At 37.7% G+C, this 26,245-nt stretch carries 22 protein-coding genes and 1 other annotated feature (1 of these 23 only partly in view); of the genes, 5 read left to right on the top strand and 17 right to left on the bottom strand.

Features of this window, described 5'->3' with window-relative positions; all coding sequences use genetic code 11:
* Positions 1-51: 51 nt before the first annotated feature.
* Positions 52-2,775: a calcium-translocating P-type ATPase, SERCA-type gene (locus DPQ31_RS19450; protein ID WP_001104768.1), complete on the bottom strand. Its 2,724-nt coding sequence runs from the start codon at positions 2,773-2,775 to the stop codon at positions 52-54.
* Positions 2,776-2,880: 105 nt separating this feature from the next.
* On the opposite strand from DPQ31_RS19450, the gene DPQ31_RS19445 reads away from it, so the two are divergent.
* From DPQ31_RS19445 to DPQ31_RS19435, 3 genes are all read left to right on the top strand, one after another.
* A complete protein-coding gene (locus DPQ31_RS19445; RefSeq protein WP_097956953.1) occupies positions 2,881-4,590 on the top strand; it encodes an Rqc2 family fibronectin-binding protein in 1,710 nt (569 codons plus the stop codon).
* Between the two features lie 330 nt (positions 4,591-4,920).
* On the top strand, positions 4,921-5,991 hold the full coding sequence (locus DPQ31_RS19440) for a M24 family metallopeptidase (RefSeq protein ID WP_000172783.1): 1,071 nt from the start codon (positions 4,921-4,923) through the stop codon (positions 5,989-5,991).
* Positions 5,992-6,075: 84 nt separating this feature from the next.
* Entirely contained in the window at positions 6,076-6,600 is a 525-nt protein-coding gene (locus DPQ31_RS19435) for a DinB family protein (RefSeq protein ID WP_097956952.1), read from the top strand.
* 32 nt (positions 6,601-6,632) lie between these two features.
* On the opposite strand, the gene DPQ31_RS19430 is transcribed toward DPQ31_RS19435, so the two are convergent.
* Together DPQ31_RS19430 and DPQ31_RS19425 are read right to left on the bottom strand one after the other, a co-directional pair.
* Entirely contained in the window at positions 6,633-7,001 is a 369-nt protein-coding gene (locus DPQ31_RS19430; RefSeq protein WP_001208472.1) for a YoqO family protein, read from the bottom strand.
* Positions 7,002-7,017: 16 nt separating this feature from the next.
* Positions 7,018-7,392 (bottom strand): YoqO family protein, encoded by a 375-nt coding sequence (locus tag DPQ31_RS19425; RefSeq protein ID WP_033660283.1) that lies wholly within the window; start codon positions 7,390-7,392, stop codon positions 7,018-7,020.
* Between the two features lie 297 nt (positions 7,393-7,689).
* On the opposite strand from DPQ31_RS19425, the gene DPQ31_RS19420 reads away from it, so the two are divergent.
* Together DPQ31_RS19420 and DPQ31_RS19415 are read left to right on the top strand one after the other, a co-directional pair.
* Positions 7,690-9,075: a hypothetical protein gene (locus DPQ31_RS19420; RefSeq protein ID WP_098225822.1), complete on the top strand. Its 1,386-nt coding sequence runs from the start codon at positions 7,690-7,692 to the stop codon at positions 9,073-9,075.
* Positions 9,076-9,240: 165 nt separating this feature from the next.
* Positions 9,241-9,495 carry a YbeF family protein gene (locus DPQ31_RS19415; protein WP_001003941.1) on the top strand — a complete coding sequence of 85 codons (255 nt, stop codon included), beginning with the start codon at positions 9,241-9,243 and terminating at the stop codon, positions 9,493-9,495.
* A 90-nt stretch (positions 9,496-9,585) separates the two neighbouring features.
* Here the strand turns inward: DPQ31_RS19415 and pyrE are convergent, their stop codons facing one another.
* From pyrE to ileS2, 14 genes are all read right to left on the bottom strand, one after another.
* Positions 9,586-10,218 (bottom strand): orotate phosphoribosyltransferase, encoded by a 633-nt coding sequence (pyrE, locus tag DPQ31_RS19410; RefSeq protein WP_000711460.1) that lies wholly within the window; start codon positions 10,216-10,218, stop codon positions 9,586-9,588.
* Positions 10,215-10,931, bottom strand: coding sequence for an orotidine-5'-phosphate decarboxylase (gene pyrF, locus DPQ31_RS19405; RefSeq protein WP_000083496.1), 717 nt, complete (start codon positions 10,929-10,931; stop codon positions 10,215-10,217). The genes pyrE and pyrF overlap by 4 nt, the downstream gene beginning before the upstream one ends.
* Entirely contained in the window at positions 10,916-11,845 is a 930-nt protein-coding gene (pyrD, locus tag DPQ31_RS19400) for a dihydroorotate oxidase B catalytic subunit (RefSeq protein WP_001081058.1), read from the bottom strand. Before pyrD ends, pyrF begins: the two co-directional genes overlap by 16 nt.
* Entirely contained in the window at positions 11,842-12,621 is a 780-nt protein-coding gene (gene pyrK, locus DPQ31_RS19395) for a dihydroorotate oxidase B electron transfer subunit (RefSeq protein WP_097956950.1), read from the bottom strand. Before pyrK ends, pyrD begins: the two co-directional genes overlap by 4 nt.
* Entirely contained in the window at positions 12,618-15,836 is a 3,219-nt protein-coding gene (gene carB / locus DPQ31_RS19390) for a carbamoyl-phosphate synthase large subunit (protein WP_098710813.1), read from the bottom strand. Before carB ends, pyrK begins: the two co-directional genes overlap by 4 nt.
* Positions 15,821-16,918, bottom strand: coding sequence for a carbamoyl phosphate synthase small subunit (locus tag DPQ31_RS19385; RefSeq protein ID WP_208730901.1), 1,098 nt, complete (start codon positions 16,916-16,918; stop codon positions 15,821-15,823). The genes carB and DPQ31_RS19385 overlap by 16 nt, the downstream gene beginning before the upstream one ends.
* Entirely contained in the window at positions 16,915-18,201 is a 1,287-nt protein-coding gene (gene pyrC, locus DPQ31_RS19380) for a dihydroorotase (RefSeq protein WP_208730899.1), read from the bottom strand. Before pyrC ends, DPQ31_RS19385 begins: the two co-directional genes overlap by 4 nt.
* Positions 18,185-19,099, bottom strand: a complete 915-nt coding sequence (gene pyrB, locus DPQ31_RS19375; RefSeq protein WP_000018838.1) for an aspartate carbamoyltransferase — start codon at positions 19,097-19,099, stop codon at positions 18,185-18,187. Before pyrB ends, pyrC begins: the two co-directional genes overlap by 17 nt.
* 148 nt (positions 19,100-19,247) lie before the next feature.
* Complete coding sequence (uraA, locus tag DPQ31_RS19370; protein WP_140158506.1) at positions 19,248-20,531, bottom strand: uracil permease; 1,284 nt, start codon at positions 20,529-20,531, stop codon at positions 19,248-19,250.
* A gap of 146 nt (positions 20,532-20,677) precedes the next feature.
* Entirely contained in the window at positions 20,678-21,220 is a 543-nt protein-coding gene (gene pyrR, locus DPQ31_RS19365) for a bifunctional pyrimidine operon transcriptional regulator/uracil phosphoribosyltransferase (RefSeq protein ID WP_001156491.1), read from the bottom strand.
* 204 nt (positions 21,221-21,424) lie between these two features.
* On the bottom strand, positions 21,425-22,333 hold the full coding sequence (locus tag DPQ31_RS19360; protein WP_000005848.1) for an RluA family pseudouridine synthase: 909 nt from the start codon (positions 22,331-22,333) through the stop codon (positions 21,425-21,427).
* 4 nt (positions 22,334-22,337) lie between these two features.
* Positions 22,338-22,796: a lipoprotein signal peptidase LspA gene (gene lspA / locus DPQ31_RS19355; protein ID WP_000642175.1), complete on the bottom strand. Its 459-nt coding sequence runs from the start codon at positions 22,794-22,796 to the stop codon at positions 22,338-22,340.
* A gap of 124 nt (positions 22,797-22,920) precedes the next feature.
* A complete protein-coding gene (locus DPQ31_RS19350; RefSeq protein ID WP_098137289.1) occupies positions 22,921-23,250 on the bottom strand; it encodes a TraR/DksA C4-type zinc finger protein in 330 nt (109 codons plus the stop codon).
* A gap of 155 nt (positions 23,251-23,405) precedes the next feature.
* Positions 23,406-26,171, bottom strand: a complete 2,766-nt coding sequence (ileS2, locus tag DPQ31_RS19345; RefSeq protein WP_000455940.1) for an isoleucine--tRNA ligase — start codon at positions 26,169-26,171, stop codon at positions 23,406-23,408.
* A 71-nt stretch (positions 26,172-26,242) separates the two neighbouring features.
* Positions 26,243-26,245 (bottom strand) — a binding site (T-box leader); it runs 222 nt beyond the window's last position.

The following is a 26,245-nucleotide window of genomic DNA, read 5'->3' as shown; positions in this document are numbered from 1 at the left end:
GACAAGGCTCTACTACCTTCTGTAAATTATATCACATTTTCATATCATTGACTATTTCAAGTTTAATCCCTTCTTATATAAAAGTGGCTTTTTCTCCTTACCTTTTTTCCTTGTTAATAAAGAACCTACTAATAAGAAAGTCGGAATTGATGACAAACCTCCAATTAACAACCAATCTCTTGCTTGTATTGGCATTGTACTAAAAATTGGTTGTAACGGTGGATAATAAATAACAACGAGCATTAACAACAATGAAATGATAACAGCCCCTACTAAATACACGTTCCCAAATGGATTGCGATGAAAGACAGAATGTTCACTTCGGCAATCAAACACATGAATAAGTTGCGCAAGTACCAAAGTCGCAAATGCTACTGTCTGTGCATATTTCAGTTCATTCGGATGTTGATTATATGCGATAATAAACGCTACTAACGTCACTGCTCCAATGAGGAACCCTCGACTTATAATTTTCCAGGCAAGCCCTCTGGCGAATACCCCCTCTTTCGGATGCCGCGGCGTTCTCTTCATCACATCTCCTTCCGCCTTATCCAAACCTAATGCCATCGCTGGTAAACCGTCGGTAACTAAGTTCACCCATAATATTTGAATTGGAACCATCGGCAATGGCAGTGCCAGTAACATCGCAAATAACATAACTAAAATTTCGCCGACGTTTGATGCTAACAAATATCGAATAAACTTTCGAATATTTTCGTATATGTTTCTACCTTCTTTAATCGCTGATTTAATCGTCGCAAAGTTATCATCTAACAATACAAGCGAAGAAGCTTCTTTCGCAACGTCTGTTCCTGTAATACCCATCGCTATCCCAATATCCGCTGTTTTTATAGCTGGTGCATCGTTTACTCCATCTCCTGTCATCGCTACTATATGCCCTTTATTTTGCAATGATTTAACAATTTTTAATTTATGTTCTGGTGATACACGAGCAAATACGTAAGTATCTTCTACAACATTTTCTAGTTCCTCTATATCCATATTTGCTAGCTCAACACCTTCCACCACACGACCTCCTGGTGGTAAAACCCCTAATTGTTCCGCAATCGCCATCGCTGTTACTTTATGATCTCCTGTAATCATCACTGTTCGAATACCAGCTTCTTTACACTCTTTTACCGCCTGCGCTACCTCTGGTCTTGGCGGATCGATCATACCTTGTATCCCGATTAACATAAAATCTTTTTCAACATCTCTCTCATGTTCAGTGGAATCTGTTACTTTTAATGGCTTAAATGCAACCGCAATTGTTCGAAGCGCTTGGCTACCTAAACTATGAATAGCCGCCTGTACTTCTTTTCTATATAACTCACTCATCGGTTGCTGCTTATCACCCCATAAGATTGTTTGGCTCATTTGCAGGAGGACGTCTGGAGCTCCTTTCGTAACAACAAACTTTTTCCCATCTCGATCACGGACAATAACACTCATCATCTTTCGAGTCGAATCAAATGGGAACTCACGAATAATCTCGAACTTCCCTTTCAGTGCATCACGTGTTATTCCCGCTTTCATTGCTGCAGCTACAAGTGCTCCCTCTGTTGGATCCCCATCTAATACATACGCCTTTTTCTTTTGAATAATATTCGCATTGTTACATAGTGAACCGAATGTAAGTAGCTGATAAAGCGCTTTTGTCTTAGCTGGATTAACTTCTATTTCACCTTTCATAAAAGATCCATTAGGTTCATATCCTTGACCAGTCACTTTCCACAACTCTCCACCTGACCACATATGTGTTACCATCATTTTGTTTTGTGTCATTGTTCCTGTTTTATCAGAACAAATTACAGAAGCACAACCTAATGTTTCTACAGCTGGTAACTTTCTTACAATTGCTCTCTTTTTTATCATACGCTGTACACCAAGTGATAAAGCTACTGTAACGATTGCGGGCAATCCTTCTGGAATAGCAGCAACAGCTAAGGATACACCTGCTAAAAACATATGGTATACTTCATTCCCTTGATACACACCTGCTAATACAACGAGTGCTGTCAAAATAAGAGCTACAATAATTAATATTTTCCCGAGTTGCTCTAATCTTCTTTGCAGTGGTGTTTCCATTTGCTCTGCATTTTGCAACATATTTGCAATTTGGCCCATTGCGGTATTCATACCAGTCGCTACAACGACTCCTGTTCCAGATCCTCGCGTAATCATCGTACCCATAAAAGCCATATTTTTTTGATCACCAATTGAAACATCTTGCCCTTGCAATGCTTCTATCTTCTTTTGTACAGGTACTGACTCTCCTGTCAGGGCAGACTCTTCGATATATAAACTCGATGCCTCAACGAGACGGACGTCAGCCCCAATACGATCACCACTGGAAAATTTAATAACATCACCTAAAACAAGTGCTTTAGATGGTGCCTTTACCCACTTTCCATTCCTCATTACCGTAACTTGTGGGGCGGCTAGTTCTTTTAAAGCTTCCAATGATTTTTCAGCCTTTCTTTCTTGAAAAAAACCTAGAATACCATTGATAATGACAATGGCAACAATAGCTATAGAATCAATATATTCACCTAAAAATGCAGAAACAATTGTTGCTCCAAATAAAACAAGTACCATAAAATCTTTAAATTGTGCTAAAAATACCATTAGTGCAGAAGGCCTTTTTGCTTCTTCTAATTCATTTGTACCAAATTTCTTAATTCGCCCTTCTGCTTCTTTCTCTGTTAGTCCAACTTTTACATTCGTATTCGTTCTTTCTTCCACTTCATGTGCCCGCATTCCATACCAGTTCATCCTGCCATCGACCTCCTGATTCCAGACATACTCTATTGAAAGCTTATTCAGCCTCGTCCAAAAAAATGCTATAATTAACTTTTAGTTAGAAAGGAGTGTTCATTTATGGCATTCGATGGATTATTTACAAGAGCAATTACACATGAAATTGCAAATTCTCTTTACACAGGAAGAATTTCCAAAATATATCAACCTTCAAAATACGAGATTTTATTACATATTCGAGCAAACGGAAAGAACCAAAAACTAATTCTTTCGTCTCACCCTACATATGCGCGTATGCACTTAACGAATCAAAACTACGATTCACCAGCAATACCGCCGATGTTTTGTATGCTTCTTCGTAAACATTTAGAAGGCGGATTTATTGAAAAAATTGAACAAATTGACTTAGAACGTATTATTCAAATTACAGTTCGCAGTCGGAATGAAATCGGAGACGAATCATTAAAAACATTAGTAATCGAAATAATGGGACGACACAGTAACATTATCTTAGTAGATACGAAAACAAATGTTATTTTAGATAGCTTAAAACACATATCTTTAGCGGTAAACCGCCATCGTACTGTATATGCTGGAGCTGGATATGTTGCCCCTCCAGCACAACATAAGGTTAATCCGCTTCTTATCGAAACAGCAGCTGATTTTATTAGACCGCTAGACTTTTTATCCGGAAACATGGACAAACAACTTGTCGGAGCATTTATGGGAATTTCCCCATTATTCGCAAAAGAAGTTGTAAAAAAAGCAGGTATGGCAAATGAAAAAGCATTATCTGAAGCGTTTTTCTCCATACAAAAACCATTACTAACTCATACATATTCACCAACAATGATTACTGCAAACGGAAAAGAATTCTTTTATCTTTTCCCTCTTACACACTTGCAAGGAGAAGAAAAAACATTCTCATCTGTTAGTGAATTGTTAGACCGTTTCTTTTTCGGAAAAGCGGAGCGAGACCGTGTAAAACAACAAGCTCATGATTTAGAACGCTTTATGCAAAACGAAAAAAACAAAAATGAGAAAAAACTTATTAAACTTGAAAAAACATTACAAGATGCTGGAAAAGCAGATAAATATCAACTATTTGGAGAGCTACTTACAGCCAATATGTACGCTTTGAAAAAAGGCGATAAAGATATTGAGGTCGTTAATTATTACGATGAAAATGGCGGTACTGTAAAAATCACATTAGATCCGTTAAAAACACCGTCTGACAATGCACAACGCTATTTCCAAAAATACCAAAAAGCAAAAAATTCAGTTGTTATGGTAGAAGAACAAATCGAAAAAACCAATGAAGAAATTCTTTATTTTGATAGCTTACTTCAACAAATGGAAGCTGCTTCTTCAAAAGATATTGAAGAAATTCGTGAGGAATTAGCCGAAGAAGGATATGTGCGTAATCGTAAGACGAAAAATGCAAAGAAAAAGCCTACAAAACCAGTATTAGATAAATATGTAGCTAGTGACGGTACAGAGATTTTCGTTGGTAAAAACAATAAGCAAAATGATTATTTAACAACGAAATTTGCCCGTCGGGATGAAATTTGGTTACATACGAAAGACATACCTGGTTCTCACGTTGTCATTCGTTCTTTAGAACCTGCTGAAGAAACTTTACTAGAAGCTGCAAAAATTGCCGCTTATTACAGTAAAGCAAAAGAGTCTAGCTCTGTACCTGTTGATTTTACAAAAATACGCCATGTGAAAAAACCGAGTGGTGCAAAGCTTGGATTCGTTACGTACGATAACCAACAAACAGTATATGTAACACCAGATGCTGACATCGTAATGAAATTAAAAGCGTAAATATAAAAAATGCGTTGCTAGATAGCAACGCATTTTTTATATTCATTCACATTCGTTCCTATATCCGTTAACTAATTCACACTATCTTTCTTTTGTCATTTTATATATTGTCAAAAAGATTGACAGTGTCATTACGCATTTGTATAAATTTTTTTACAGTATGTATATAAAGTTCAACTCAAGTCAATGTTTTTATCCCCTACTAATTGCAATCTGAATTTTATTAACGGCACGCCTCCCACAAAATAGCTGGATAATCGTTTATTTTCCCTAATATATATTTTGGCACGCTATTTGCTTTATTCAATACTGTGAAAAGGAGGAATTAACATGACTTTAAAAATTGATAAAATCCAAAATCAACTACATCATTATGGACTTGACGGATTACTTATTACAAAAAAAGAAAATCGCCAATATGCAACAGGCTTTACAGGTAGTGCTGGTGTCGTCTTACTCTCTGCAGATCAAGCTGTTTTCATAACTGATTTTCGCTATGTAGATCAAGCCAAAGTACAAATAAAAGACGCGGAAATCATTATGCATAAAGGGAATTTGGAAGAAGAAGTTGCCAATCAAGTATCCAGATTAAACATTCAAAAACTTGGAATTGAAGAAAATAACATGACATTGCAACAATATAAAAACTTACAAAAATACGTACATGCGGAAATGATTCAAGTGTGCGAAATTATCGAAAATATTCGTATTATTAAAGACACGCCTGAAATAGAAACAATGAAAATTGCAGCTACTATTGCTGACGAAGCATTTCACCACATCCTTACCTTTCTAAAACCAGGAATAAGTGAAACTGATGTACGAGATGAGTTAGAATTTTTCATGCGAAAAAAAGGAGCTACATCTTCATCATTCCAAATCATTGTAGCTTCTGGCGTTCGTTCTTCTCTTCCTCATGGCGTTGCATCAAATAAAATAATCGAACGAGGCGATATCGTTACATTAGACTTCGGTGCACTTTACGACGGATATTGTTCCGATATAACACGTACTGTAGCGATCGGAGAACCGTCAGAAGAATTCAAAAAAATATACAATGTTGTACGAGAAGCATTAAAACGTGGAACTGAAGCAATTAAGCCTGGAGAAACTGCGAAAAGTATCGATGATGTAACGAGAGATTACATCACAGAACATGGATACGGTCAATACTTTGGCCACTCTACCGGGCACGGTCTTGGGTTAGAAATACATGAACCGCTTCGCCTATCCCAAGAAAGTAAGGCAACTTTACAAGAAGGTATGGTTGTTACAGTTGAGCCGGGCATTTACATACCAAACTGGGGCGGTTGTAGAATTGAAGACGATATCGTCATTACAAAAGAAGGCTATGAAGTTATTACAAAATCAAATAGAGAACTAATTGTTATCCCTTGTTAAAATCATGGCCCTTTTTAAAAGGAGTTTTTCTCTACACATAGAATTCCTTCTCTGGAGTATTCGTTTAAAGAGGGGGAATTTAAATTGAATTTTGTAATCGATAAGATAGATGGTTTACAGCTTGAATTTTCAAAACTTGTTTCCATGATGAATTACGCCCGTTACACAACGATGCAAGCAGTGGAAGGTTTAACAATTGATGAACTTGATTATTTATATGACGAAGAAGCAAATTCAATTGGCATGCTATTATATCACATGGCTGCTATTGAATTTTATTACCAAATTCATACCTTTAAGGATCGTGAACCGACAGATGCCGAATTAGAACGTTGGTTACCTGCTGTAGAGTTAGGGGCTATTGGACGAGAAAAAATAAAAGGAAACTCCATCGAATTTTACATCCATACATTACAAGAAGTACGCTCTAAAACAATTGAAACTTTTCAATCCTTACCTGAGGAATGGTTATTTAAAACGACAGACTTTTGGCATGACAAACCAGCAAATAACTACTTTAAATGGTTCCACGTATTTGAAGATGAAATTAACCATCGTGGACAAATTCGTTTAATAAAAAAGATGCAAAAAGCTCATTCAGTAAAATAAGAAAGTGCCACCTTATCCGGTGGCACTTTCTTTTATTCATTTACAAATATTTTCCTGTTTGCTTTTTTAGCAATAGCTGTTACCACTATTAAAATGAATAGTAAGTATAACCATTTTGCAACAAGTAACCACCCTTGAAAAATTGCTATGTCATTCATTTGTTCATAACCTTTTTTTAGCAAGAACGGAATTGTACTAATTATAATAACAAACTCAATGCTATAAATAATTTTCTTTTTCCGACTATACGTTTTCCACTCTTTCCAGCGGTACAAGGGAGCAAAAATGAATATGCCTATACATAATATAAATGGTGTCCATTCACTTTTTAAAAATTGTGCTGAAATGATAGATACTATTAAACAACCGAGCACACCATAATACCCTACTTTCTCTCTCATTCGTACTACCCCCATTCTATTCGCTCTTTACTATATAACTCCCTATTCTTATCATGACTCTTAGGAAAATAACGACTACAATTACAAAATAAAGACCTTTCGCAGACGACATCCATTGTTGAAAAATAGACATTTGCTCCATTTGCTTCTGACCTTCTATTAAAATAAAACCTACTACAAATGAACTAACAACAATGATATCTATCATAATTCCAATACTTTTCTTACTATGCTGTTTCATGTCATCCCAGCGAGATAAAAGCAAAAACACAAACCCGAGAACAGGCATAATACTTATCCATTCATTGTTTGTAAATAGATCTAAAATAATTAATAGACTACAAGAAATGATAAAGTGAAACTTTAATCCGTGGGGGTGTCCCCCACGGATTATTAGTTGAACCAATCGGGCTTTTACGGGCAGTTGATTTCCTCCCTAACTCCCTCGCATTCGCCAACTTTTAAAGTGGGAATCTTACTGCCCGTTAATGCGGGATAAATCCCCAAAAACCAACTTTTTTTGCGCATACGCCCTCCTCTAATTCCATTTTTAGGATTAATTGTATTGTAAAATCCATTTTATACCCTTACCATTACAGTACATGAAATTTTATTTTTTCCCTATACTCACATACATTCACCGCTTTCATACAATGAACTACACGAACGCCTAAAGGATGTGAATGTTGTGGGAGTTGAATTAACGCTTTTACATGCTCTCTATATTCTTTGTTTACTCACTATTATTACCTTTTTTATTTTTAGAAAAGATACAACGATTATTTGTATCATTTTTATCTTTTTATTAGCATTAACCGCTACAAGTTCTATCCCTCTTGCCGTTAGCAGTATTTTTCAAAGTTTTATTTATGCCATAACTGAACTATTACCAACTATATTGATCATCTCCATTATCGTATCGATGAGTAACCTACTCGTTCATACTGGCATAAATGATACGATGATTTCACCATTTACAAAGATGATTCGTACACCTACACTTGCCTACTGGATTATCGGCCTTTTAATGATGACAATTTCTTTCTTCTTTTGGCCTTCCCCAGCTGTCGCGTTAATGGGGGCTATTTTATTACCCGTCGCTGTACGCGTCGGCCTGCCACCAATTGGTGTTTCAATTGCTATGAACTTATTTGGACACGGAATTGCTTTATCCGGCGACTTCGTTATTCAAGGTGCCCCGAAATTAACAGCGGATGCAGCTGGTTTACCAGTTTCTAGCGTCGTATCTGCAAGTGTCCCCCTCGTTATCGTTATGGGCGTTGTTACAACTTCTGTTGCTTTTTTCTTCTTACGAAAAGAATTTCATACAGGCTTATCGTTGCAAGACTCTTCTTCAGCAACTGAACCATCCAAAACTATCATTTTATTATCTCCTCACATAAAGAAATGGCTCGCCATATGTATCCCTATCGTATATATCATTGATATCCTTTGCATGATTCAATTTAAACTACAAGGAAGCGATGCAACAGCACTTATTGGCGGGACGACTGTTATTATGATTATCATTATTGCTCTCATCGCCTACAAAGGAAATGGCCTGAATAAAACGACCGATTATTTTATAGAAGGGCTCCAATTTGGATTTAAAATCTTTGGTCCAGTTATCCCAATTGCTGCACTTTTTTATTTAGGGGATAGCGGATTTGTAAAAATTATCGGGGACTATTTACCGAAAGGTTCACACGGAATCATTAACGACTTAGGAATCGCCTTATCTCAAACTGTTCCTTTAAACCAATATGTATCAGCGGGAACACTAACTATCGTTGGTGTCATAACAGGGTTAGATGGATCTGGCTTTTCCGGTATATCACTTGCTGGTTCGATTGCCAATCTTTTCGGCACAGCACTTGGGAATGGAACAGCTACATTAACAGCACTTGGGCAAATTGCTGCAATCTGGACCGGAGGCGGGACTTTAATTCCTTGGGCGCTTATTCCTGCCGCTGCCATTTGTAAAGTAGATCCATTTGAACTTGCACGCCGAAACTTTTTACCAGTTATAATTGGCTTAATTGTCACCACAATCGTTGCGATGTTTATTCTATAAAGTAAGCAGGTGTTCTCTTGCTTACTTTTTTATTGTGAAATCAATCATTTATTACGGACTTTCAAAAGGGATTATGTATATGTTAGCGAAGTTATATTAGGAGAGTATTTATTTCAAAACGTTTACGAGAAACAGATTACTTCCATTCGAAAAGGGGACATAACTATGAATGAATTGATTTTCGTCTTATTAATTTGTCCATTACTTATCTTTATCGTTTCTGTTATTGGAACCCGCAAGACGCAAACATATTACGTAATGCCGATTGTAACGTTTGCTAGTTTTTTAATACTAGGTGTCATCGCTTTTACTCCAAAATTTTTCTTTTGGATTGGCATGTATAGCATTTTCTCATTTATTGTTTCTTATATGACTCTCTTGTTTGTGAAAGGATATGAATTTGTAGAAAGCACTAAGTAGTTAGTAGTAAGGGGCTTTGATATTGATGGGAATTTGCTTGAATTTATATAAAAAGACGACCGCGTTCCCCCGCAGTCGTCTTTTTTCATATTACGCTGTGATCCAAGCTTCGTTAGCTGGATTTTTACGCCACTCTTGTAATTTTTTCGTTTCAGCTTGTCCGATCATACCTTTTTCTGCTGCTACTTCAGTTAATGCACTGTAGTCGCTTAAAGAGTATGATGCTACGTTAGCTGCTTCTAGTTTTTCTTTTCCTGCTTCTAACTCGTATGTGAAGATTGATACGATTCCTAATACTTCACAGCCTGCTTCGCGAAGTGCTTCTACACATGTAATTGCACTACCACCAGTTGAAATTAAGTCTTCTACTACTACAACTTTTTGACCTTTTTCAGCTTTTCCTTCAATTTGATTCCCTTTACCGTGGCCTTTTGCTTTACTACGTACGTAGCACATTGGTAAATTCATACGATCGCTTACCCATGCAGCGTGCGCAATACCAGCAGTTGCTGTTCCTGCAATAACTTCTACAGTTGGGAAGTGCTCTTTAATTAACTCTTCTAATCCAGCTGCAATCGCTTGACGTACTTTTGGATAAGATAAAGTTAAACGGTTATCACAATAAATTGGTGATTTCATACCTGAAGACCAAGTGAATGGATCATTCGGTTGTAAAAATACTGCTCCAATTTCTAATAAATGCGATGCGATTTCTTTTTTCATACTGTTACACCTTCCCACTGTTGTTTTACTGTTTTATACGCTTCAAGCGGATTTTCTGCTTTTGTAATACTACGTCCAACTACGATGTAGCTTGAGCCAAGTTCCCTCGCACGTTTCGGTGTTGCTACGCGCACCTGATCATTCACATCATCGCTTGCAAGACGGATCCCCGGTGTTACTGTTACAAATTCATTCCCGCATACTTCACGTAATTTTGGAACTTCAAGCGTTGAGCAAACAACGCCATCAAGTCCACTTTCTTTCGTTAATTTTGCATAATGAGCAACCGCTTCTTCTAACGTTTTCTCAATGCCGATCTCTTTTTTCATCATAGCTTCCGAAGTGCTTGTTAGTTGTGTAACTGCAATACAAATCGGTCTCTCTTTTCCTTCTTGCTTACCTTCCTCTAATCCCTCAATCGCAGCTTTCATCATACTGCTTCCCCCAGCAGCATGAACATTTACCATATCAACATCTAGACTAGCTAGGCTACGCATAGCGCTTTTTACTGTATTCGGAATATCATGAAGTTTTAAATCTAGAAAGATTTTATGTCCTTTTTCTTTTAAGTACGTAATAATCGCAGGGCCTTCTTTGTAAAATAACTCCATACCAACTTTGACAAATAACTCTTCCCCTTCAAAGTGGCGCAAGAATTGTTCTACATCTTGTTTCCCCGGAAAATCTAGTGCAACGATTAACGACTGTGACATGTTTGCTTCCAGCTCCTTCCTTGACATTCCGAAATGTGATCAAATCCTAATTCATCTAGTAATGCTGGTAACTCTTCAATAATTGTCGGACATACGAACGGATCTATGAAGTTTGCTGTACCTACTGCAACTGCGCTTGCACCAGCGTAGAAGAACTCAATTACATCTTCTGCTGACTCAATACCACCCATTCCGATAATTGGAATGTTAACCGCTTGGCTTACTTCATGTACCATACGAATTGCTACTGGCTTAATCGCAGGACCTGATAGTCCGCCCGTACGGTTTGCTAAAATTGGTTGAGCTGTTTTTAAATCTAGACGCATACCAAGCAATGTATTAATCATCGTTAAACCATCTGCACCTGCATTTTCAATCGCTTTTGCAATTTCCACAATGTTTGCCACGTTCGGTGACAATTTCACGTATACAGGTACTTCAGAAACCTCTTTTACTCGCTTCGTTAAATCAGCAGCAATTTCAGGATTTGTACCAAAAGCGATACCACCTGTTTTTACGTTCGGACAAGAAATATTTAATTCTAGTGCATGGACATTAGGCGCTTTAGAAATTTCCTTTGCAACTGCTACGTAATCCTCAGCTTGTGAGCCCGCAACATTCGCAATGATTGGAAGATCAAATTGTTCTAACCATGGTAATTCAGAATTCATTACTTTTTCTAAACCTGGGTTTTGAAGTCCGATTGCATTTAACATGCCGCCTGGTGTTTCAGCAACACGAGGCGTCGGATTTCCATAACGTGGTTGTTCTGTCGTCGCTTTAATCATGATTGATCCTAGTACACTTAAATCGTAAAACTGTGCATATTCACGACCAAATCCAAAGCATCCAGATGCCGGTATAATCGGATTTTTTAATGACAATCCTGGTAATTCAACTTGCAATCTGTTCATAGTACAACCTCCCCAATTGGAAATACCGGTCCGTCGCTACACACCTTCTTGTAAGAATGTCCACTTGGATCTTCTTGTAAGTGGCATACACATGCGAAACAAGCTCCAATACCACAACCCATACGTTCTTCTAATGAAATATAGGCTTTTTTCTCTTTGTAACGTCCCTCTAATGCACGAAGCATCGCTAACGGGCCACATGAATAAAGAATGTCAAAGTCGATTCCGTAATTATCAATTACATCTGTAACAAATCCCTTTGTACCGTGTGTGCCGTCTACTGTTGCAACGTACGTATCACCAAGTTCTGCAAATTTTTCTTCATAGAAAACAACATCTTTCGTTTGAAAACCTAAGATGTGAATCACACGTACACCTTTTGCAACGAGGCGCTGTGATAATTCATAAAGTGGTGGTACCCCAATTCCCCCGCCTACTAATAAAGCCGTTTGTCCTGTTTCTGCTTCTTCTACAGGAAAACCGTGTCCTAGTGGTCCTAGTACATCTACCATTTCACCTTGTTTTCTAGTTGCTAATGTTTTTGTCCCTTGTCCTTCCGCACGATATAGCATTGTAAACTCGTTCTTCTCTTGATCTACATTACAAATACTAATCGGGCGGCGCAGAAGGGGCGCAATGCCCTCTGCTACCTTAACGTGTACAAACTGCCCTGGTTCGTTCATTTGCTGTACTAACGTTCCTTGAAGCACTAATTCGTAAATGTTTTTTGCGATTTCTTTTTGGTTAACGACGATCATATTTTGCTTTTGCATCATGCATGTACCACCTCGTGACGCTTTGTTTGCGTAATTTCTTTCATTGAATGAGCTGAGAATGTCATAGATTCTAATACTCGTAAGATTGCTCTCGTTGTATCAAGTGATGTTAAGCAAGCCACACCGTTTTCTACTGATTCACGGCGAATGCGGAAACCATCACGCGCTGGTTGTTTTCCTTTTGTTAATGTATTGATTACAAACTGTGCTTTTCCTTGGCGGATAATATCTAGTAAGTTGTAGTCTTCAGAATCAATTTTGTTTACAACTTGTACTGGGATATTTTGCTCTGCTAATGTTTGTGCCGTTCCAGCTGTTGCTAATAAGTTATAGCCGATTTCATGGAAACGTTTTGCAATTTCCATCGCCTCTTCTTTATCTTTATCCGCTACAGTGATGATTACGGATCCGTGCGTTGGGATGTTAATTCCTGAGGCAACTAGCCCTTTGTATAATGCTTTTTCAAGCGTTAAGTCTTTCCCCATTACTTCCCCTGTTGATTTCATTTCAGGTCCTAATGTTGTATCAACTGAGCGTAGTTTCGCAAATGAGAATACTGGTGCTTTTACATACACTTCTTTCTCTTCTGGGTGATAGCCCGTTCCGTATCCTTGCTCTATTAGGTTTTGACCTAAAATAACTTTCGTTGCAACATTCGCCATCGGTACGCCTGTAATTTTACTTAAGAATGGTACTGTACGGCTCGCACGTGGGTTTACTTCAATTACATACACTTGATCTTTGAATACTACAAACTGGATATTTAGTAATCCAACAATGTTTAATCCTTTTCCAAGTGCAATTGTATGTTCAATAATTTGTTCTTTTAGTTCGTCAGATAAGCTTTGTGGTGGATATACTCCAATTGAATCCCCAGAGTGAACTCCAGCGCGTTCAATATGTTCCATAATACCTGGAATGAACACATTCTCACCGTCTGAAATTGCATCTACTTCAATTTCTTTACCAACCATGTAACGGTCGATTAATACCGGATGCTCTGCATGAACTTTAACTGCATTTTTCATGTAGTGCAGTAGTTCTTCTTGACGATATACGATTTCCATCGCACGTCCACCTAGTACGTAAGATGGTCTTACTAATACTGGGTAACCAATTTCTTCAGCGATTGCTACCGCTTGTTCTACAGTTGTTGCTGTTTTACCAACTGGTTGCGGGATTCCTAATTTTGTTAATGCAGCTTCGAATTTATCTCGATCTTCTGCGCGGTCTAAATCTTCAAGTGATGTTCCTAAAATTTTCACACCGTGTTCTTCTAATTTCGCCGCTAAGTTAATTGCCGTTTGTCCACCGAATTGTACGATAACACCTTCTGGCTTTTCTAAATCGATAATGTGCATTACATCTTCAATCGTTAATGGTTCAAAGTATAATTTGTCAGAAATACTGAAGTCTGTTGAAACTGTTTCTGGGTTGTTATTTACAATGATTGCCTCATATCCAGCTTCTTTAATTGCCCATACAGAGTGAACTGTTGCGTAGTCAAACTCAACACCTTGACCGATACGGATTGGACCAGACCCTAGTACAACCACACTCTTACGATCTGTTATAACCGATTCATTCTCGTCACCGTATGTGCTGTAGTAATAAGGTGTTGCAGATTCAAACTCTGCCGCACAAGTATCTACCATTTTATAAACAGGAGTCATATTACTTTCTTTACGCATATCGTAAATTTCACGCTCTGTTTTGTTCCAAGCATTGGCGATGTAATGATCACTGAATCCCATTTCTTTTGCAGATTGTAACACTTCCATATTTCCTGCATTTTCTTTTACTTCGTGTTCCATGTTTACGATGTTTTCAATTTTTTGTAAGAAGAAGAAGTCCATTTCACACCATGAATTAATTTCTTCTTTCGTTACACCTTGACGGATTGCTTCTGCTACAACGAACAGACGCTCATCGTCAGCTTTTATAATACGTTTTTTCATTGTTTCTTTATCATGTTCTTTTAAATGGTCTAATTCTAAGTGATAAATCCCTAGCTCTAAAGAACGAACCGCTTTTAATAATGATTGCTCTAAGTTACGTCCAATTGACATAACTTCACCAGTTGCCTTCATTTGTGTACCAAGCGTTCTGTTTGCTGATTCGAACTTATCAAATGGCCAACGTGGAATTTTTGAAACGACATAGTCTAATGCTGGCTCGAAGCAAGCGTATGTTTTTTGTGTTACTGGATTTACAATTTCATCTAATGTTAAACCGACTGCAATTTTCGCTGCTAACTTCGCAATTGGATATCCAGTTGCTTTAGATGCTAGTGCAGATGAACGACTCACACGCGGATTTACTTCAATTACATAGTATTGGAAGCTATGCGGATCTAGTGCAAGCTGAACGTTACAGCCACCTTCGATTCCTAATGCACGAATAATTCGTAATGAAGTGTTTCGTAACATTTGATACTCACGGTCACTTAATGTTTGACTCGGTGCTACAACGATTGAATCACCTGTGTGAACCCCAACTGGATCGATATTTTCCATGTTACATACTACAATCGCGTTATCATTCGAATCACGCATTACTTCATATTCAATTTCCTTACAACCAGCAATGCTCTTTTCTAATAAACATTGTGTTACTGGACTATGTTTTAATCCACCTGATACGATTTCAATTAGTTCTTCTTCATTACTACAGATTCCGCCACCTGTTCCCCCCATTGTAAATGCTGGGCGAACAATAACTGGATAACCAATTTCTTTTACAAATTCATGTGCTTCTTCTAGCGTATGAATAATGGTACTAGATGGAATTGGTTCATTTAATTCCTGCATTAATGTACGGAATAAATCACGATCTTCCGCTTGCTCAATTGCTGATAATTTTGTTCCTAAAATTTCAACTCCGCATTCTTCAAGTATGCCTGATTTCGCAAGTTCAACAGCCATATTTAGGCCTGTTTGACCACCTAATGTTGGTAGGATTGCATCTGGACGTTCTTTACGAATGATACGGCTTACGAATTCTAATGTTAATGGTTCTATATATACTTTATCTGCTGTTGCAGTATCTGTCATAATTGTTGCTGGGTTAGAGTTAACAAGGATTACTTTGTAACCTTCTTCTCTAAGAGATTGACAAGCTTGTGTACCAGAGTAATCAAACTCTGCTGCTTGCCCAATTACAATTGGTCCTGATCCGATTACTAAAATTGTGTTAATGTCTAGGCGTTTTGGCATAACTCTTCCCCTTCTTTCTTGAAGTTTTCAATCATTTCTAAGAAATCTTCGAATAAATCATTTGCATCTTCTGGTCCCGCTGAAGCTTCTGGATGGTATTGTACTGTAAATGCTGGAAACTTCGTATGACGAAGACCTTCTACTGTTCCATCATTTAAAGCAACATGTGTAATTTCAAGATTTGTATTTTCAACTGACTCTTCTTCTACTGCGTATCCATGGTTTTGAGAAGTAATTGCTACTTTTCCAGTTGCAAGACTTTTTACTGGATGATTTAAACCACGATGACCGAACTTCAACTTACTTGTATTTGCACCAGATGCTAAGGCGAATAACTGATGTCCTAAGCAAATCCCGAATAAAGGAACTTTACCGATAATGTCTTTTAACATTTCAATTGCTTCTGGTACATCTTTTGGATCCCCAGGTCCATTACTTAACATAATTCCATCTGGGCTAAGGCGTAAAATCTCTTCTGCTGTTGTATTGTAAGGTACTACAATTACATCACAGTCACGCTTATTTAATTCTCTTAAAATACCATGTTTCATTCCGAAGTCTACAAGTACAACTCGATGACCACGGCCTGGGCTTGGGTATGGGTCTTTCGTTGATACGCGTTTTACATGATCTGTAAATACTGTCGCTTTTAATTGGCTCACAATGTACTCTACATCTGCATCCATGTTACAAAGTCGTCCGCGTAATGTACCGTATTGACGAATTTTTCTCGTTAATTTTCTCGTATCAATTCCTGCTAATCCTGGAATGTTTCTTTCTTTTAAGTAATCATTTAACGAAATTTCATTACGGAAGTTTGATGGATGATCACAAATTTCATTTACGATTAAACCATTTACAGATGGGTGAATGGATTCAAAATCGTCACGGTTAATGCCGTAGTTTCCGATTAATGGGTACGTAAATGTTACGATTTGACCGCAATATGATGGATCAGATAATGTTTCTTGATATCCAGTCATTCCTGTTGTAAATACAACCTCACCTGACTTTTCGATTTCGCCTCCGAAACCTTTTCCAATTAATACTGTTCCATCTTCTAAGATAAGTTGTCTTTTCATACTAATGCACTCTCCTTTTGCCATGCGATCTTACCGCCAACGATTGTCATTACCGGCCATCCTTGGCATTTCCAACCTGCGAATGGTGTATTTTTTCCTTTTGATAAGAATGTTGTTGGATCAATCTCTTCTTCTTGTTCTAAATCAATGATTGTAATATCAGCTACTCTACCTTCTTTCAGGCGACCTACTTCTAAACTGAATGTATCAGCTGGTTTTTCTGTTAAGAATTGAATTAACTGTTCTAATGTAATAATTCCTTTTTTCACAAGGTTTGTGTATAGAAGTGGGAATGCTGTTTCAAAACCAGTAATTCCGAATGGTGCTCTTTCAATTCCTTGTGCTTTCTCTTCCGCTGTATGCGGTGCATGGTCAGTTGCGATCATATCGATCGTTCCATCTAATAGCCCTTCAATTAACGCTGCGTGGTCTTCTTTTCCACGAAGCGGTGGGTTCATTTTAAAGTTAGGATCAGCTGATGGGATATCATCTTCACATAACACTAAGTGATGCGGTGTTACTTCTGCTGTTACTTTAATTCCAGCACGTTTTGCATCACGGATTACACGTACAGACCCTTTCGTACTTACGTGACATACGTGATAGTGACAATCTGCCGCTTCAGCAAGCAGTATATCCCTTGCAATATGTACAGATTCACATACTGATGGGATACCGTTTAATCCGTGTTTCTCAGAAAACTTCCCTTCATGTACACAACCTTTATTAATAAGTGTATTTTCTTCACAGTGTGCAACTACTGCCATATTCAACTTCGCTGCACGCTTCATAGCAGCTAGCATCATGCTCGCATCTTGTACGCCTACTCCATCATCAGTGAAAGCGAATGCTCCAAGCTCTTTTAACGTTTCGAAATCTGTCATTTCAGAACCTGCTTGACGTACTGTAATTGCTCCATATGGTAATACATTTACGTGTGCTTTTTCTTTAATACGTTTTTGTAAGTCTTCCATATGTTCCCTGCAATCTGGTACTGGACGTGTATTTGGCATTGCGCAAATTGTAGTGAATCCACCTTTTGCCGCTGCTAGTGTGCCTGTTGCAATTGTTTCTTTATGTTCACCACCTGGCTCACGAAGATGTACATGTACATCTACTAATCCAGGTGCGATTAACTTTCCGTTCACATCGATTACTTCAGCATTATCTGCCGTAATATTTTCTGCTACTTTCGCAATTTTACCGTCTTGTACGAGAAGATCTGTTGCTACGATTATTCCTTCTTCATTCATATAACGACCATTTTTAAACAAATAATTCATGTTTCATTCCTCCTAATACATTTGGTAAGGCGCGTTTTAGTACAGCCATTCTTACGTAAACTCCATTTTCCATTTGTTTAAATATGCGTGAACGCTCACACTCAACAAGTTCACTTGCAATTTCCACATCCCGGTTGAAAGGAGCTGGATGCATAATAATGCTTCCTTCTTTCATACGTTTTTCTCTTTCAAGCGTTAATCCGTGTTTTTCATGATACTCTTTCATAATGTCTGTTTCATAATGATCATGACGCTCATGCTGTACACGAAGTAACATCATTACATCAACTTCTGGAACTAGCTCATCTAAGTTTTTGTACGTTCCAAATGTGTTTTTTTCATCTTTCCACTCTTCTGGGCTTGCAAAATAAATCGTTGCCCCAAGCTTCGTTAATGTTTCAGCATTGGATCGTGCTACTCGGCTATGGCGAATATCTCCAACAATTGCAATCTTTAAACCTTCAAAACTTCCAAACTCTTGTTTAATTGTTAGAAGGTCGAGCAGACATTGCGTTGGATGATTTCCGCATCCATCTCCAGCATTTAAGATTGGAATGTTTACTTGATCTTTTAGCTCATCGAAGTAACGATCTTGCTCGTGGCGGATGACTACCGCTTTTGTTCCGATTGATTCCAGTGTTTTTATCGTGTCGTATAACGTTTCTCCTTTTTGTACGCTAGATGAATCTGCTGAAAAGTTTAATACGTCAAGTCCTAATCTCTTCTCAGCAACTTCGAAGCTAAATCTCGTTCTCGTACTATTCTCAAAGAACAAGTTCGCAACAAAAGTTTGCTCTGTTGTTTTGCTCTCTTTCCCATTCGCGAAATCTTCTGCGTCTTTTAGGATTTCTGAAATTTCTAGTTCCGATAATTCACTCATCGTTAACAAATGGCTCATCGTCATCCCTCGTCTTTCTGATTTTTATGATAGCATTTATGGATATTTATAACAACATTTGTATAAAAATACCCTAGTCGTGTGAGACTAGGGTGCAAGGAAGAAGCCACCCTTTTCTGTCTCACAGGACTGAATTAAAAGGTTGTTTTTATGAAGCAATCTGCTTAGATTGTTTTATTTGTTTCGTTTCTGGTAGTAGTAGATTTAACAGTACACCTACAATTGCTGCTAGTGCCATTCCTTCTACTTGGAACGATTCTCCTACGTGAAGTACCGCTCCGCCAATACCAATTACTAGTATAACTGATGCAATCATTAAGTTTCGTTTGTCACTTAAATCTGTTCTATCATCTACCATCATGCGTAAACCACTTGATGCGATTACACCGAATAGTAAGATTGATACACCACCCATAACTGGTGTTGGAATCGAGTGGATCAGTGCTGAAATCTTCCCGATAAATCCAAACATGATTGCGAATACTGCTGAACCGATGAATAAGTATACACTATACGCTCTCGTAATTGCTAGCACACCGATGTTTTCACCGTATGTTGTATTCGGTGGTCCACCGATTAGTGATGCGATTAATGTTGCTACCCCATCCCCAAAGATTGAACGGTGTAAACCTGGTTTTTCAATTAAATCTCTTTTAATAACATTTCCAAGTACAATTTGATGTCCGATATGTTCTGAAATTGTTACTAGTGCTACTGGCACCATTAAGAGTACAATCTTCCACGAAAACTCTGGTGTGTATGTTACAAACGGTACTGTGAAATCAGGTACGACAAACCATTTCGCCTCAGCTACCGGTTTTAAATCTACTAGCCCTTGGAAGTAAGCGAAGATATATCCGCCGATGATTCCAAGTAACACCGGTATGATGCTGAAAAATCCTCTTCCAAATATGGAGCAAATGATTGTAATTGCTAATGTTACTAGTGCTACTGAAAAGTGTGTAATGCTATACTTACCATCCGTACCGTTCATCGCCATGTTCACTGCTGTATGCGCTAAAGCTAAACCGATTACCATTACTACCGGACCAACTACGATTGGCGGAAGTAATTTCATAATCCACGCTGATCCAGATTTCTTAATTCCGATTGAAATTAAGATGTACACCAGTCCTGCAAGTAAACCACCAAGCATCGCTGCTCCGGGGCCACCTGCTGTTTTTGCTGCAATAATCGGTGCGATAAAGGCGAATGATGATCCTAAATACGCAGGTACTTGACCTTTCGTTATAAGAAGAAACGCTAGCGTTCCTAATCCACTTGATATTAACGCTACTGACGGATTCAATCCTGTTAAAAATGGAACAAGCACTGTTGATCCAAACATCGCGAACAAATGTTGTATACTTAAAAATAACCATTTTCCCGGTTTCGGTACTTCATTAACGTCTAACACTGGCTTTTGTTCCATTGTTACATCCTCCTTCAGTTTAAATCTTTGCAATAAAAAAACTCTTTGTGCCTGTGCACAAAGAGTCCTATACTTTCGTATGCCAAATTCGACATATGAAAGCCAAGACCCTTTGGCAGCCTCACAGGACTACATTTAAAAGGGCTTTACTTATCGTATATACTTACTCGATCTTGTTGATCTGTCTCTTGCAAATCAACTTCGATACGCTCTTCACTTGATGTTGGAATGTTCTTTCCTACATAATCAGCGCGAATTGGTAATTCACGATGTCCTCTATCTACAAGAACAGCTAATTGAATTTGTGATGGTCTTCCTAAATCCATAAGAGCATCCATCGCAGCTCGAACTGTTCTTCCTGTATACAATACATCATCTACAAGGATTACTTTTTTCTTCGTAATATCTACTGGAATATCTGAACCTTTTACTAGTGGTTCTTTATTCTTTGATTGAAGTGTTAAGTCATCACGATATAAAGTTATATCTAACTCTCCTACTTCCATCTCTTTTCCTTCAATTTGACCAATTCGTTCTGCCAAACGTTGTGCAATAAAAATTCCACGTGTTTTAATTCCGACAAGAACACAATTATCGACACCTTTATTTCGTTCCACGATTTCATGACTAATTCGTGTTAAAGCGCGGCGAATCATTTGGTCATCTAAAACGACAGCTTTTTCCTGCATGCTCTACACCTCCAAGCTATTTTTCTTGCGTGAGAGTAATGGTATAAAAAAAGTCCTCTCAGCGTGTGCGAGAGGACTTTTGAAAAAAGGGTACAACATACCCTAAGTATTTCAAACCGTTACCTTCTCAACCTCACGGGGCTGTGTTAAAGGATCATTATTTAACTGTTGTCAGTATCTCAGTTTTCTCATGATTTGTCAATACTATTTCCGTAAAATATTTAAAGTCTCTTCAAACACTTCTGGAATCGGTGCCTCAAACTGAATATATTCACCAGTACGAGGGTGGTCAAATCCTAAAATACCTGCATGAAGTGCCTGTCCATTCATGTCTAATGTTTTCTTTGGTCCATACTTTGGATCTCCTGCAAGTGGATAGCCAATATATTTCATATGAACACGAATTTGGTGTGTACGTCCTGTTTCTAAGCGACATTCTACAAGTGTGAAATCTTTGAAACGCTCTAACACTTGGAAATGCGTAACAGCATGCTTACCATTTTCATCAACTGTCATACTTTGACGTTCTTTCTTATCACGAGCAATCGGAGCATCAATCGTTCCCTTATCATGCGGAATAACACCGTGTACAATCGCTTTGTAACGTCTTGTTACTGTTTTTGCTACAAGTTGATTTACAAGTGATTCGTGTGCCATATCATTTTTAGCAACCATTAATAGACCAGATGTATCTTTATCAATACGATGCACGATACCAGGACGCATTACACCGTTAATGCCTGATAAATCTGTACAATGATGCATAAGACCATTCACAAGTGTGCCACTTGTATGACCTGGTGCTGGATGTACAACCATACCACGTGGCTTATTTACAACAAGTACATCTGCATCTTCATAATAAATTTCTAAGTTCATATCTTCCGCTTGAATATCTAACTCTTCCGGATCAGGAATCGTTACTGTAATTTCATCATTTTCTTTAACTTTATAATTTACTTTTACCGATTTCCCATTCACTGTTACAACATCATCTTTAATCCATTGCTGTACTTGTGAACGTGACCATTCACTGTTAATTTCTGCAACGAATTTATCGATTCGCTCACTTTTTTGTTCTTCTGCAACTGTTACCTGTACTACTTCACTCATTCAATTACTCCTTCGTTTTCTTGCCTTCTAATAATGTTTGAATAATAATTAATACAACACCAATACATAACGCTGAATCAGCTACATTGAATACTGGATAGTTGTACGAGAAAATATACACGTGAATAAAATCCACTACTTCTTGTCTAAATACACGATCAATAAAGTTACCAATTGCTCCACCTAAAATTAGACCTAATGAAATTCCTAGAAGCTTGTCTGTTTTTGCATATTTTTTCATATACATTACGATAAATACTACAAAGACAACCGTAATAATGTAGAAAAACCACATTTTATTTTCTAAAATCCCCCAGGCAGCTCCTCTATTTCGATGTGATGTTATGTATAATACATTATCGATTATCGGAATGCTCATACCCAATTCCATGTTCTTTACAATTAGCCACTTCGATATTTGATCGATGGCAATGACAAATAACGCTATTACATAATATATCATTTTCATTTCCCCCACAAAGACAGTGTACCTCAAAATTTTAGCATAGCTGCTACCTTTTCACAATGAACCTTTATAGAAGAATAAAATAAATTAAAAAAAGGTAATATAATATCGTTGTGCGTATTCATACATTTACCTTTTCATAGAAAAATTCATGAATCGTACGGGCAGTCGGCATTGTTTTCATTTGCTTTGTCGAAATTACTCTCCCCGTCTCTTCACAAATACCGTACATATCTATTTCCATTTTAAATAATGCGCGTTCTACATCCTTTAAGTCCTCTTTTATATCATGTAATAGCAATTTTTTCTTTATCCCTTCCTTAATTTCATATCCAAGCTCTTGGCTGAACTCAGCATCATATTTGTGCATTACTTCTTTAGCTAGTCTCTCTTGCAACTCTTTTCTCATCAATTGCAATTCTTCTTTTATTTCCATGTAAATTTCATTCACGTGTACATTCCTCCTAGCTGTAATGTACAGTTAGTGTGTCCGAAATTTATTTGCTTACCTCACACACATTTTTCCTTCACAGGAAAGAGCCTGAAAGTTATTTCGATATACCATCAATAAAAAAACTGACTGCATCCATAGCAGTCAGTTTTTTATTATTTTACATAGTTTTCTTTAACAACTGATGCACAACGCTCACATAATGTTTCATGTTCAGCATCTTTACCAATTGTTTCTGAAACTACCCAACAACGTTCGCATGTTTCACCAGTTGCTTGAGAAACGACAACCGCTGTATGCTCATACTTAGGCGCATCTGCTGGAGCTTCTTCCATCATACCACCAAGTTTATATTCAGAAACGATGAATAATTGCTTCAAGTCTTCGCTAATAGACTCTAACATTACTTTCATTTCTGCAGTTGGATAAAGGGTAATGCTCGCATTTAGTGACTTACCAATTACTTTCTCATTACGAGCTACTTCTAACGCTTTTAATACGTCATCACGTAATGTCATAAATGCATCCCATTTCGCTTTTAATGCTTCCGAACCCTCTACTTCTGTAGCTTCCGGCATGTTAGTTAACTGTACGCTTTCTTCTGTTACACCTGGAACATATGGCCATACTTCATCAGCTGTATGAGGTAAGATTGGTGTTACAAGTTTCGTTAATGCAACAAGAACGTCATATAATACAGTTTGAATTGCACGACGATCCGCGTGATTTGCACCTTCAATGTATAAAATGTCTTTTGCAAAGTCTAAGTAGAATGAACTTAGATCAATTGTACAGAAGTTGTGAATAGCATGATATACAGCAGCAAAGTCATATGTTTCATATGCTTCTTTTACTTTTGTAATTAAGTCATTTAACTTCACTAACATGTAACGATCTACTTCACGAAGTTCAGCTACCGCTACTGTGTTTTCACTTGGCTTAAAGTCATCTAAGTTGCCTAATAAGAAACGGAATGTGTTACGGATTTTACGATACACTTCTGCTACTTGTTTTAAAATATCATCTGAAATACGTACGTCAGATTGATAGTCAACAGATGATACCCATAAACGTAAAATATCTCCGCCTAATTGATCCATAATTTTCTTCGGTACGACGATGTTTCCAATCGACTTACTCATTTTACGTCCTTCACCATCTAGTACGAAACCATGGCTTAGTACGCCTTTATATGGAGCTTTACCTGTTACAGCAACTGCTGTTGATAATGAAGAGTTAAACCAACCACGATATTGGTCAGATCCTTCTAAATATAAATCAGCTGGACGTTGTAAGTCATCGCGTTCTTCTAATACCGCTTGGTGAGATGAACCTGAGTCGAACCATACATCCATGATATCTGTTTCTTTACGGAATTCACCATTTGGGCTACCTGGATGTGTAAATCCTTCTGGTAATAGATCTTTCGCTTCACGCTCAAACCATACGTTAGAACCGTGTTCACGGAATAAATCTGCTACATGGTTAATTGTTTCATCTGTAATAATTGGATCACCATTCTCAGCATAGAATACAGGAATTGGCACACCCCATGCACGCTGACGAGAAATACACCAGTCACCACGGTCACGAACCATGTTATGAAGACGAGTTTCGCCCCATGCTGGTACCCATTTCGTTTCCGCAACAGCTTCTAATAACTCTTTACGGAATGCTTCAATAGATGCAAACCACTGTGCTGTCGCACGGAAAATAATTGGTTTTTTCGTTCTCCAATCATGTGGGTATGAATGCGTAATGAATGTTAGTTTCAGTAACGCGCCTACTTCTTCTAATTTTTCTGTAATTGGCTTGTTAGCTTTATCATAGAATAAGCCTTCAAATCCAGGTGCTTCATTTGTTAATACACCTTTATCATCAACTGGGCAAAGTACTTCTAATCCATATTTTTTACCAACAACGAAGTCATCTTCCCCATGTCCTGGTGCTGTATGAACACAACCTGTACCTGCATCTGTTGTTACGTGATCTCCTAGCATAACTAATGAATCACGCTCGTAGAATGGGTGTTTTGCAACTGTATACTCAAGTTCGCTACCTTTTACCGTTTTCACAACTTCAGCTTTTTCCCACTCTAACGTTTTTGCAACTGTCTCAAATAATTCAGAAGCGATAATATATTTCTCGTCATTTACTTTTACAATGCTATATTCAAGCTCTGGATGAACAGAAATACCTAAGTTCGCAGGTAATGTCCAAGGAGTTGTTGTCCAAATGATAAATTTCTCATCACCTTCTAATACGTTCTTTCCGTCTTTTACAGGGAACGCTACATAAATAGATGCTGATTTTTTATCTTGGTATTCAATTTCAGCTTCTGCTAAAGCAGACTCACTTGTTGGAGACCAGTAAACTGGTTTTTGCCCTTTATAGATGTAACCTTTTTTCGCCATATCACCAAACACTTTAATTTGTTGTGCTTCATAAGCTGGCTCTAAAGTAATATATGGATTATCCCAATCTGCACGTACACCTAGGCGCTTAAATTGTTCACGTTGACGTTCTACTTGTTCATATGCATACTCTGCACATAACTTACGGAACTCAGCAACTGTCATTTCTTTACGTTTTACACCTTTATTCGTTAACGCTTGTTCGATTGGTAAACCGTGCGTATCCCAACCTGGAACATATGGTGCACTGAAACCAGTCATTGACTTATAGCGAACAATAAAGTCTTTTAACACTTTATTTAATGCATGTCCCATATGAATGTCACCATTCGCATATGGAGGTCCATCATGCAATACAAATAAAGGACGCCCTTTTGTATGTTCTTGTACTTTTTCATAAATATTCATTTCAGCCCATTTTTCTTGCATTGCAGGCTCACGTTTTGGTAAATTCCCACGCATTGGGAACTCTGTTTTTGGCATCAGTAATGTATTTTTGTACTCCATGCTCAATTCCTCCTTACATGTATAAAAGAAATACTTAAAAAACGGAATAAAAAAGAGACCTTCTCATCCCAAAA

This window comes from Bacillus sp. COPE52, from assembly GCF_003355115.1.
Lineage (GTDB): Bacteria > Bacillota > Bacilli > Bacillales > Bacillaceae_G > Bacillus_A > Bacillus_A toyonensis.
The sequence above is the reverse complement of the archived record's forward strand: the minus strand, read 5'-3'. Positions and strand labels throughout refer to the sequence as shown.

Coding starts and splice junctions, on each gene's coding strand:
- pyrC (WP_208730899.1), bottom strand. CDS start 18,201: ATGAATTATTTGTTTAAAAATGGTCGTTATATGAATGAAGAAGGAATA.
- lspA (WP_000642175.1), bottom strand. CDS start 22,796: ATGATATATTATGTAATAGCGTTATTTGTCATTGCCATCGATCAAATA.
- pyrB (WP_000018838.1), bottom strand. CDS start 19,099: ATGAGCCATTTGTTAACGATGAGTGAATTATCGGAACTAGAAATTTCA.
- DPQ31_RS19430 (WP_001208472.1), bottom strand. CDS start 7,001: ATGAGAGAGAAAGTAGGGTATTATGGTGTGCTCGGTTGTTTAATAGTA.
- DPQ31_RS19445 (WP_097956953.1), top strand. CDS start 2,881: ATGGCATTCGATGGATTATTTACAAGAGCAATTACACATGAAATTGCA.
- pyrK (WP_097956950.1), bottom strand. CDS start 12,621: ATGATGCAAAAGCAAAATATGATCGTCGTTAACCAAAAAGAAATCGCA.
- DPQ31_RS19440 (WP_000172783.1), top strand. CDS start 4,921: ATGACTTTAAAAATTGATAAAATCCAAAATCAACTACATCATTATGGA.
- uraA (WP_140158506.1), bottom strand. CDS start 20,531: ATGGAACAAAAGCCAGTGTTAGACGTTAATGAAGTACCGAAACCGGGA.
- pyrD (WP_001081058.1), bottom strand. CDS start 11,845: ATGAACAGATTGCAAGTTGAATTACCAGGATTGTCATTAAAAAATCCG.
- pyrF (WP_000083496.1), bottom strand. CDS start 10,931: ATGTCACAGTCGTTAATCGTTGCACTAGATTTTCCGGGGAAACAAGAT.
- pyrE (WP_000711460.1), bottom strand. CDS start 10,218: ATGAAAAAAGAAATCGCATCGCATTTATTAGAAATTGGAGCAGTATTT.
- DPQ31_RS19385 (WP_208730901.1), bottom strand. CDS start 16,918: ATGAAAAGACAACTTATCTTAGAAGATGGAACAGTATTAATTGGAAAA.
- DPQ31_RS19450 (WP_001104768.1), bottom strand. CDS start 2,775: ATGAACTGGTATGGAATGCGGGCACATGAAGTGGAAGAAAGAACGAAT.
- pyrR (WP_001156491.1), bottom strand. CDS start 21,220: ATGCAGGAAAAAGCTGTCGTTTTAGATGACCAAATGATTCGCCGCGCT.
- DPQ31_RS19360 (WP_000005848.1), bottom strand. CDS start 22,333: ATGAGTGAAGTAGTACAGGTAACAGTTGCAGAAGAACAAAAAAGTGAG.
- ileS2 (WP_000455940.1), bottom strand. CDS start 26,171: ATGGAGTACAAAAATACATTACTGATGCCAAAAACAGAGTTCCCAATG.
- DPQ31_RS19415 (WP_001003941.1), top strand. CDS start 9,241: ATGAATGAATTGATTTTCGTCTTATTAATTTGTCCATTACTTATCTTT.
- carB (WP_098710813.1), bottom strand. CDS start 15,836: ATGCCAAAACGCCTAGACATTAACACAATTTTAGTAATCGGATCAGGA.